At 64.4% G+C, this 10,102-nt stretch carries 9 protein-coding genes; 3 read left to right on the forward strand and 6 right to left on the reverse strand.

Annotation, left to right across the window (positions count from 1 at the left end; genetic code table 11):
- Positions 1 to 1,426, forward strand: a 1,426-nt coding sequence (locus WA702_RS02075) for an amidohydrolase family protein (protein ID WP_425108860.1), incomplete at its 5' end; no start/stop codon positions are given.
- 256 nt (positions 1,427 to 1,682) lie between these two features.
- Here WA702_RS02075 and WA702_RS02080 read toward each other — a convergent pair.
- Positions 1,683 to 2,198: a cupin domain-containing protein gene (locus WA702_RS02080; protein ID WP_425108861.1), complete on the reverse strand. Its 516-nt coding sequence runs from the start codon at positions 2,196 to 2,198 to the stop codon at positions 1,683 to 1,685.
- 130 nt (positions 2,199 to 2,328) lie between these two features.
- Between WA702_RS02080 and WA702_RS02085 the strand changes: the two genes are divergently transcribed.
- A complete protein-coding gene (locus WA702_RS02085; RefSeq protein WP_425108863.1) occupies positions 2,329 to 2,544 on the forward strand; it encodes a CsbD family protein in 216 nt (71 codons plus the stop codon).
- Positions 2,545 to 2,712: 168 nt separating this feature from the next.
- On the opposite strand, the gene WA702_RS02090 is transcribed toward WA702_RS02085, so the two are convergent.
- From WA702_RS02090 to ggt, 5 genes are all read right to left on the reverse strand, one after another.
- Positions 2,713 to 3,144, reverse strand: a complete 432-nt coding sequence (locus WA702_RS02090; protein WP_425108865.1) for an FKBP-type peptidyl-prolyl cis-trans isomerase — start codon at positions 3,142 to 3,144, stop codon at positions 2,713 to 2,715.
- Positions 3,145 to 3,265: 121 nt separating this feature from the next.
- Positions 3,266 to 5,557, reverse strand: coding sequence for a xanthine dehydrogenase family protein molybdopterin-binding subunit (locus tag WA702_RS02095; protein ID WP_425108866.1), 2,292 nt, complete (start codon positions 5,555 to 5,557; stop codon positions 3,266 to 3,268).
- 2 nt (positions 5,558 to 5,559) lie between these two features.
- On the reverse strand, positions 5,560 to 6,576 hold the full coding sequence (locus tag WA702_RS02100; RefSeq protein ID WP_425108867.1) for an FAD binding domain-containing protein: 1,017 nt from the start codon (positions 6,574 to 6,576) through the stop codon (positions 5,560 to 5,562).
- Positions 6,577 to 6,580: 4 nt separating this feature from the next.
- On the reverse strand, positions 6,581 to 7,198 hold the full coding sequence (locus WA702_RS02105; protein WP_425108868.1) for a (2Fe-2S)-binding protein: 618 nt from the start codon (positions 7,196 to 7,198) through the stop codon (positions 6,581 to 6,583).
- A 410-nt stretch (positions 7,199 to 7,608) separates the two neighbouring features.
- A complete protein-coding gene (gene ggt / locus WA702_RS02110; RefSeq protein ID WP_425108869.1) occupies positions 7,609 to 9,195 on the reverse strand; it encodes a gamma-glutamyltransferase in 1,587 nt (528 codons plus the stop codon).
- Between the two features lie 131 nt (positions 9,196 to 9,326).
- Here ggt and WA702_RS02115 point away from each other — a divergent pair, with 131 nt between their 5' ends.
- A complete protein-coding gene (locus WA702_RS02115; protein WP_425108870.1) occupies positions 9,327 to 10,085 on the forward strand; it encodes a rhodanese-related sulfurtransferase in 759 nt (252 codons plus the stop codon).
- Positions 10,086 to 10,102 lie beyond the last annotated feature (17 nt).

The raw sequence follows: 10,102 nt of genomic DNA on the forward strand, positions 1-10,102 counted from the left end.
GTTCTATCCCGATCCGCAAAACGAGCGGCAGCGCGAAGTCGAGCAGCGGCTGCTGGCGATGGCCGACGATCTCGGCGGCAAGCAGGGCCTCAATCGCCGCCGCTTCTTCCAGACCACCGCCGGCATGGCCGCCTCGTTTCTCGCCATGTACCAGGTCTACGGCCCACTGTTCGACGTCACGCCGGCGGAAGCGGCGACGCCCGCGATGGCGGACGAGCGCGCCGCTGCGCTGAAAGACCAGTTCATCATGGACATGCACACGCATTTCCTGCGTGACGACACCCGCATCACCACCTTCCTCGACATGCGCAAGGCGGTCGGCAAGGCCGGCTGGAACAAGGAGCTCGGCGACCACGAGCAGACCATCGAGGACCTCAAGTTCAACAACTACAAGAAGGAGATGTTTCTCGATTCCGACACCAAGATCGCGCTGATCTCGTCCGCGCCGTCGGACATCGAACAGGACTGGTTCCTGACCAACGAGCAGATGGCGGATGCACGGCGCAGGATCAACGAGGAAGCCGGCGCGCGACGGTTGTTCTGTCACGCCATCTTCACGCCGGGCCAGCCGGGCTGGCTCGACAAGCTCGACGCGGGGCTGGCGCTGAAACCGGAGTCCTGCAAGGGCTATACGATCGGCGACAACACCCACAAGGAGATCAGCCACTATCCCTGGCGGATGGACGACGGGAACGTCGCCTACAAAGGCTACGAGAAGATGCTCAAGGCCGACATCAAGAATGTCTGCATCCACAAGGGGCTGTTTCCGCCCGGTCTCGAGAAGCAGTTCCCGAACCTGCGCGGCTTCGCCGATGTCGCCGATGTCGGCCAGGCGGCGAAGGACTGGCCGCAGCTCAATTTCGTTATCTATCACTCGGCCTATCGCCATGTCGGCGGCGATCCCAAGGTCGCGCTCGCCGAATTCCTGCGCACCGGCCGGATCGCCTGGACCAGCGATCTCGCCGACATCCCGGCGCAACATGGCGTCAACAACGTCTATGGCGATGTCGGGCAGTTGTTCGCGACCACGCTGGTGGCCGAGCCCAATGTCTGCGCTGCGCTGATGGGCACCTTGATCAAGGGCCTCGGCGTCGATCACGTCTGCTGGGGCACGGACGCGCTGTGGACCGGCGCTCCGCAATGGCAGATCGAGGGCTTGCGGCGACTGGAGATTCCGGAGGTGATGCAGAAGCAGTTCGGCTTCGCGCCGCTCGGGCCGGCTACCGGAGCGGTGAAGACGGCGATCTTCGGCGACAACAACGCCCGGCTCTACAGTGTCCAGCCCAAGCACGCGATGCTGGAGCTCAAGGGCGACCGCTTCGCGGCAATGAAGACCGAATATGAGAAGCTCGACCCGGAGCCGTCCAACACGCGCTACGGCTATGTCGTGCCGCCCGCGCCGATCGATCACAGCGTGTTTGCTTAGTTTTCCACCGTCATTGCGAGCGAAGCGAAGCAATCCAGGAATGTATCAGCGGAAGCAGTCTGGATTGCTTCGTCGCTTACGCTCCTCGCAATGACGCGGTGAGAGCTGTGCCTAAGTTAGGCACGTCATTCCGGGGCGACGCGTCAGCGTCGAACCCGGATTCCCGATGTTATGAAAATAGACACGAGCCAATCTCGAGATCCCGGGTTCGCGCTTCGCGCGCCCCGGGATGACGAAGTCATCTGCGACGACCTCGTCATTTCTCCGCCGGATCGCGGTGCACCGGGTCGATCCACAGCACTCTCTCCGGCTTCTCGACCGGCTCGATGTCGATGTTGACCGCCACCGCCTCGCCGTCCGAGCGCACCAGCACGCATTCCAGCACTTCGTCGGGGCTGGCATTGATTTCCTGATGCGGCACGTAAGGCGGCACGAAGATGAAGTCGCCCGGGCCGGCCTCGGCGACGAACTGCAGCTTCTCGCCCCAGCGCATCCGCGCCTTGCCCTTCACCACATAGATGATGCTTTCGAGATGGCCGTGGTGATGCGCGCCGGTCTTGGCGTCGGGCCTGATCGTCACCGTGCCCGCCCACAGCTTCTGCGCGCCGACGCGAGCGAAGTTGATCGCGGCTTTGCGGTCCATGCCGGCCGTCGACGGCACATTGGGATCGAGCTGATCGCCGGGGATGACGCGCACGCCATCGTGTTTCCACCGATCATGATCGTGGTCATGCGAATGGTCGTGATGATCGTGATCGTGGGAACCTGTCATTGTCGCCGTTCTTTGCTGAGAGGGAACTGCCACAGCCTAGCTAAAATGCCGCAACAACGCCACACAGGTTCCCAGAACCATTCTCCAGCGCATGCGTTGTCAAACCACGAGCAACACGAAGGAGAACACCATGGGTGCCACCGCTGACAAGATCAAGGGCACGACCAATGAGGCCATCGGCAAGGCTAAGCAGGGTATTGGCGAGGCCACCGGTTCCGACCGTATGCAGGGCGAAGGCGCCGTGCAGGAGGTCAAGGGCAAGGGCCAAAAGGCGATGGGCGACGCCAAGCAAGCCACAAAGGACGCCGTGAACGACGCGGCGGCCGCGACGAACAAGAATCTTTGAACGACATTCCCCTGCGGACGCTTGGTGCTAGCGCGCGCGAGCGTCGGTGATAAGGACCGGTCCCTCACGGGGCCGGTCTTTATGTGTTTGATAGGACGAAGCCCGCTTCGCCGAACGCGGTGCACCTCTCCCGTTGTGGGAAACGAGAGGCGCACCGGTCGCCGCTAATTACTTCACTCCCAGCAGCTCGACATCGAACATCAAGGTCGCGTTCGGCGGGATCACGCCGCCGGCGCCGCGCGCGCCGTAGCCGAGCTGCGGCGGAATGATCAGGGTGCGCTTACCGCCGACCTTCATGGTGGCGACGCCTTCGTCCCAGCCGGCGATCACGCGCTTCATGCCGATCGGGAATTCGAACGGCTCGTTGCGGTCTACGGAGGAGTCGAATTTCTTGCCCTTTTGGCCGTTCTCGTAGAGCCAGCCCGTGTAGTGCATGACGCAGGTCTGGCCAGGCTTCGGCGACGGACCGGTGCCTTCCTGGGTGTCGATGATCTGCAATCCTGATGACGTGGTCATGATCTTTCCTTTGGTTTGCGCCGAGGCAACCGTCGGCGCAGCCACGGCAGTCATCGCCGCCAGCGCGAGGGCCATCGCTGGCATGATCGCAATTGTCTTCAATCTCGAGCGCCGCATCCTTGAAGCCGCCTTTGCTGTTCAACGGGAGCGCTGTTTAGCGCAAGGCGGCCTGCATTTCCAGTCGCTCAAATTGAGCGCGATCGCCTCAGATCTCCAGCTTTTCCAGCCTGACCGGCAGCTTGCGGATGCGCTGGCCAATGGCGTGGAAGATCGCGTTGCAGACCGCGGCATTGGTGCCGACATTGCCGAGTTCGCCGAGCCCCTTGACGCCGGCCGGGTTGATCTGGTCGTCCTGCTCGGAAACCAGGATCACCTCGACGCTGGGCACATCGGCATTCACCGGCACCAGATAATCGGCAAGGTTGTCGTTGACGTAGCGCGCATTGCGCGGGTCGATCTCGGTGACTTCCAGCAGCGCTGAGGACATGCCCCAGATCAGCCCGCCCATCAACTGGCTGCGCGCGGTGCGCGGGTTCATGATGTGGCCGCAGGCAAAGGCGCCGACCAGCCGCGGCACCCGAATCTCGCGGGTGATGCGGTTGATGCGCACCTCGACGAACTCGGCACCAAAGGCATAGGCGATCTTGTCGCCGAACTCCGGCCCGCCGATCAGCCGCGCGTGACCTGCGTACATCGCATGAAAAGAATCGAGCGGTGCGCCCTCCGGCTTCCACTCGCCATACTCCTCGACCACGCTGACGCCGAGCGCGTCGAACGCCTTCTCACGGTCGAGCGGCTGGTCACCATGCGCCGCATCGGTCACCGGCGTGCGGCCGACACCGACCGTCTCCTTGGCCTTGTTGATCATACCCTCGTCCGGCATCACGGCCTTGAGCAGCCGCTGCCGCACCTGGTCGCAGACCTTCATCACCGCCGAGCAGGTGCTGGCGGTGGAATTCGAGCCGCCCGCGACCGGCGCCGGCGGCAGGTCGCTGTCGCCGATCATGACGCTGACGTTTTCGACCGGCACTCCGAGCCGGTCGGCCGCGGCCTGCGCGATCACTGTATAGGCTCCGTTGCCGATCTCATGGCCGGCGATCTGCACGCGCACACGGCCGTCGCGCTGCAGCCGCACCCGCGCCGCGGCCGGCGCCATCTGCGTCGGATAGCAGGTGGTGGCGCAGCCATAGCCGATCAGCCAGTCGCCGTCGCTCATCGAGCGCGGCGCCGGTGTGCGCTTCGACCACTCGAAGGCTTTCGCCGCCTCGTCGAAACAGGTCATCAGGGAGCGCGACGTATAGGGCTTGCCCTTGATCGGCTCCGTCATGGTGTCGTTGACCCTGCGCAGCTCGACCGGATCCATGTTGAGCTCGACTGCGAGTTCGTCCATCGCGCTCTCCAGCGCGAACAGATACGGCACCTCCGGCGGCGAGCGCATGAAGCCCGGCGTGTTGCGGTCGGCCCGCACGATCGACACCATGCTCGCGACGTTCGGGCAGGCGTACAGGCGCGTCGTGGTCTTGGTACCGCCGACCGCATAGGCATCGGCGCGCGAGGAAATCTCGTGACCATCGTGGCGCAGCGCCACCAGCTTGCCGTCGCGGCCGGCGCCGAGCTTGATCTGGTGTCGCGTCTCGGCGCGGTAGGTCGCGATGGTAAAGCCCTGGTCGCGAGTCGCCACCAGCTTGACCGGACGATTCAACCGTCGCGCCAGCGACGCGATGATCGCGGTGCGCGGCGTCAGCGAACCCTTGGAGCCGAAGGCGCCGCCGACATAGGCATTGATCACCCGCACCTTGTCGGCGTCGATGCCGAGCTGCGCGGCCACGCCGTTCTTCAGGCCGTAGACATACTGGCTCGGCTCGTAGATGGTCAGCTGGTCGCCGCTCCAGGCGCAGCTGGTCGCGAACAGCTCGATCGGATTATGGTGCTGCGTCGGCGTCTCGTACTCCGCCGAGACCTTCACGTCGGCGTCGTCGAAAGCCTTGGCGAAGTCGCCGACCTCAGGATCTTCCTTGAACTGCGCGAGCTGGCCCTTGGCGCCGGCCGCCGTGGTACCCTCCGAATCGAAGCTCGCACTCGAGGGCATCGTGGTGTAGCTCACTTTGACCCTATGCGCGGCCTCGCGCGCCGCCTCAAAGCTCTCCGCCAGCACCACGGCGATGATCTCGCCGTCATGGGCGACCTCGGCCGATGTCAGCGGCTGAATCGTGGTCGACATGTAGCCGCCGTTGGAGAACAGCTTTGCGTCCTTGAGTTTCTCGGCGTTCTCGTGCGTGACGATGTCGATCACGCCCCGCACGCGCCGAGCCTCGGCCAGATCGAAGCTATCGATCCGGCCCTTGGCGATGGCGGAGGTGACGAGATAGGCATAGGCGGGGTTGGCGAGCGGCACGTCGGCCGCATATTCGGCGCGGCCGGTCACCTTGGCGACGGCGTCGTAACGCGGGATCGGCTGGCCCATATTGGCTTTGGGCGCGGGAGCTGTGGTCGACATGGTCAGATCTCCATCGTTGCAGCCTTTTTCAAGGCGTGCGCCACGACCCGCTTGCCGAGCGCGATCTTGAAGGCGTTGTGCTGGCGGCCGCTTGCGTCAGCGAAGGCAACCGCGGCCGCACGCTCGGCCAGTCCGTCGTCGAGCTTCTGGCCCTTCAGCAGGCCTTCCGCCTCACGAACCCGCCACGGTATGGTGGCGACGCCGCCCAGCGCCAGGCGCGCGTCGTTGATGACGCCATCCTGCAGGTCGAGTGCGACGGCCGCGGAGGCGAGCGCGAACTCATAGGACTGCCGGTCGCGCACCTTCAGATAGACCGAGCGCGGCCAGCGACCGTTGACGCTAAAGCCGGAGATCAGTTCGCCCGGTGCCAGCACGGTCTCGATCGCTGGCGTATCGCCGGGCGCCTTGTGGAATTCCGCGAACCGCATGGTGCGCGGGCCGGCCTTGCCGGTGATCTCGATATCAGCGTCGAGCGCGATCAGCGCCTGGGCGAAATCACCGGGATAGGTGGCGATGCACTGATCGGAAGTGCCGAGCACCGCATGCATGCGGTTGAAGCCGTCCATCGCGGCACAGCCGGAGCCGGGATTGCGCTTGTTGCATTCGGCATAGGAGACGTCGCGGAAATAGCTGCATCGCGTCCGCTGCAACACGTTGCCGCCGAGTGTCGCCATGTTGCGGAGTTGCGGGCTCGCGGCGAGCTTAAGGCTGTCGGCGATGACAGGGTAATGCTGCTGCACCTCGGCATGCCCAGCCACCTGCGACATGTGGGCGAGCGCGCCGAGCTTGAGGTTGCCGCCATCCAGATTGATCTCCGCCCAATTTCCAGCGAGCGGATTGATGTCGACCAGCCGCTCGGGGCGCATCACATCGAGCTTCATCAGGTCGATCAACGTGGTGCCGCCCGCGAGCGGCTGGGTCGGCGATTGGGTCAGCGGCGCGTTGACGGCGGATGTGGCGGCCAGCGCCTGTAGCGCGGCCTGCGGGTCGGACGCCCGCTGATAGCTGAAGCTGCGCATGCGATCATCCCTTCAGGATTTCAGGCGCGGCCTGCTTCACCGCGGCGACGATGTTCGGATAGGCGGCACAGCGACAGATGTTGCCGCTCATATATTCGCGGATGTTCTCGTCGCTGTCGGCGTGCCCTTCCCTCACGCATGCGATCGCCGACATGATTTGGCCCGGCGTGCAGTAGCCGCACTGGAAGGCATCCTGATCGATGAAGGCCTGCTGCATCGGATGCAGCTTGCCGTCCGACGCGAGGCCTTCGACAGTGGTGATCTCGCGCCCTTCCGCTGAAAGCGCCAGGGTCAGGCACGACACCACGCGCTGGCCGTCGAGCAGCACCGTGCAGGCGCCGCACTGGCCATGGTCGCAGCCCTTCTTGGAGCCGGTGAGGCCAGCATGTTCACGCAGCGCGTCGAGCACGGTGGTGCGGGCATCGAGCGCCAGCGCCCTGGTCTCGCCATTGATGCGCAAGGTCACCTGCACCGGCGCCGCAGGGTCTTGTGCCATAGGCGCTTGCGCGGGTTCATTCGCCGCACGCGCCGTGAGGGGAATGGCGACCGCGGTTCCGGCAGCGCCCGTCAGGAAGGCGCGGCGGTCGAATCCTGATCGAGGGGAAGTGATCTTGTCGGACATGCACCGGCCTCCGCCGCTTCCATGAGAAGCGACGCACGCCTGCCCCGCTTCGGTGCCGTGCTAACAGCGGCAGCGGGGCGTAGTTCCGGGAACGGTAAAGCAACGCGGCGTGATGAGTTCCTAGCGCGATCAGCTTCAGCTGATGGAACTGAGGACGGACGAACGCCGCTCCACGCTCCGCTGTCATCGCCCGCGCAGGCGGGCGATCCAGTACGCCGCAGCCTGTCGACTTATCATCACCATCTCTGGAATACTGGGTCGCTCGGTCACGCCGGGCGACGACAACCATATCTCGTCATTGCGAGGAGCGTGAGCGACGAAGCAATCCAGGTCTTTTGCTGAGCTCTGGATTGCTTTGTCGCCTTCGGCTCCTCGCAATGACGAGAGGAGCAGCGGCGTTATCCCGCCTCTCAATATCCCAGCGCGCAGCCGTCCTTGCGTGGATCGGAGCCGCCGGTCAGCGTGCCCTTGTCCCAGTCGATCCAGATCGCCTGGCCACCGCCGAGCGGCGGCACCAGCTTGGTGGTCTTGTGACCGAGCCTTTGCAGTCCTTCGACGACCGCGGCCGGCACGCTGTCCTCGAGCTGATAGTTGCCTTCGTAGTGCAGGCCGCGCGGCATATCGATCGCCTCCTGCACGTCGCAGCCATAATCGAGCATGTTGGTCAGCACGTGGGTCTGGCCAGTCGGCTGATATTGCCCGCCCATCACGCCATAGGACATCTGCGCGCGGCCGCCTCTGGTGACTAGCGCCGGAATGATGGTGTGCAGCGGCCGCTTGCCGGGCCCGATGCAGTTCGGATGACCCGGCTGGATGCGGAAGCCGCCGGCGCGGTTCTGCAGCAGCACGCCCGTGTTGTTCGAGACGATCGCGGAGCCGAAAGCGTGCGCGATCGAATTGATGAAGGAGCAGACGTTGCGATCGCGATCGACGACGGTGATGTAGACCGTATCCGGATTCATCGGCGGCGCGACGTTTGGCAGATCGAGCGTTCGCTCCATGCTGATCTTATTGATGTACTCGTCGGCGAATTCCCTGGCGATGATGCTTGCGACCTCGACCGTCATGTGGGCGGGATCGCCGACATGCTGCTCCCTGATCATGTAGGCAATGCGCGCGGCCTCGGCCTCGAGGTGGAAGCGCTCGACCGACACTGGCGCATATTTCGTCAGGTCGAAGCGCGACAGGATGTTCAGCATCACCAGCATGGTGAGGCCCGGGCCGTTCGGCGGGCACTGCCAGACGTCGAGGCCCTTATAGATGGTGCCGATCGGGCTCGTCGCCTCGGTGGAATGATTGGCGAAATCCTCCAGCGTATGCAGACCGCCGATGCCGCGCAGGGTCTCGACCATGTCCTCGGCGATCGGACCGCGATAGAACGCGGACGGACCGTCCTTGGCGATGGCGCGCAGTGTCTGCGCCAGTTCCGGCTGGCGGATCACATCGCCGGCAACGGGCGGCTTGCCGCCCGGCAGCAGATAGTGCGCCGTGTTGGTGCCATTCTTCAGCTTCTCGAAATTGTTCTTCCAGTCGAAGGCGATGCGCGGCGCCACCACGTAGCCCTCTTCAGCGGCGCGAATCGCAGGCTGCAGCAGCCGGTCGAGGCCGAGCCGGCCATGGTCACGCAGGATGCGGTCCCAGGCGTCGACGGCACCGGGGACCGAGACGGCATGCGCCGAGGTCAGCGGCACTGAATGGATCTTCCGCTCCTGATACCACTCAACATTGGCCGCTGCGGGCGCCCGGCCGGAGCCGTTATAGACGACGATCTTGCCGTCGCCCTTCGGCTGCACCAAGGCAAAACAGTCGCCGCCAATACCGGTCGATTGCGGCTCGATCACGCCGAGCAGCGCGCAGGCCGCGACCGCCGCGTCCGCTGCGGTGCCACCCGCTCGCATCACCTCGATCGCCGCAAGTGCAGCCTGCGGATGCGAGGTCGCCACCATGGCATTCTGGGCATGCACCGTGGACCGGCCGGGGAAGTGGAAGCTTCTCATTCGTGCTCGCTTCGTCGTGAATACGGGACGGAAATGACCGCGTTGGCGGGTTTCATGACACATTCTTTCCCGGCTGGGCAATGGCTGGGATACCAGCTTTGCTGCCGGCAGATCTGCTGCTAAATGGCGGCATGGCTCTCAAGGTCGCCGCCTTCTATCAATTCGCCGCGCTGCCGGATTTCCGGGCACTGCGCGCCCCGTTGCATGCGCTCTGCGCTCGCCGTGGGTTGAAAGGTAGCGTGTTGCTCGCGCACGAAGGTATTAACGGAACGCTGGCAGGTCCTCCCGAGGAGATCGATGCGCTGATCGAGGAGTTCCAGCACGGCGTCCTATTCGGCGGCCGGCTCGACAATCTCGAGTTGAAGTACTCCGTTGCCGCCGAGATGCCGTTCGGACGGTTGAAGGTCCGGCTGAAGAAGGAGATCGTCACGCTCGGCGATCCCTTGGCCGACCCGACCCGCCAGGTCGGAACCTATGTCGACGCGGCCGAGTGGAACGCGCTGATCGCCGCGGACGATGTGCTGGTGCTCGACACGCGCAATGCGTTCGAGGTCGCGATGGGGACTTTTGAAGGCGCACGCGATCCGGCCATCGCGAGCTTTGGTCAATTCAAGGATTTTACCGCGCGCGAGCTCGATCCGGCCAAGCACAGGCGGATCGCCATGTTCTGCACCGGCGGCATCCGGTGCGAGAAAGCGAGCGCGCATCTGCTCGCCCACGGCTTTGCCGAGGTCTATCACCTGAAAGGCGGCATCCTCAGATATCTCGAGCAGATTCCGAAAAGCGAAAGCCGCTGGCGCGGCGAGTGCTTCGTGTTTGACGAGCGTGTTTCGCTCGGCCACGGCTTGCGCGAACGCTCGCCCCGCATGAAGGTTGTAGCCGATGAATGACAGCAGAAATTTGACCG

The organism is Bradyrhizobium sp., assembly GCF_049798375.1.
GTDB lineage: Bacteria > Pseudomonadota > Alphaproteobacteria > Rhizobiales > Xanthobacteraceae > Bradyrhizobium.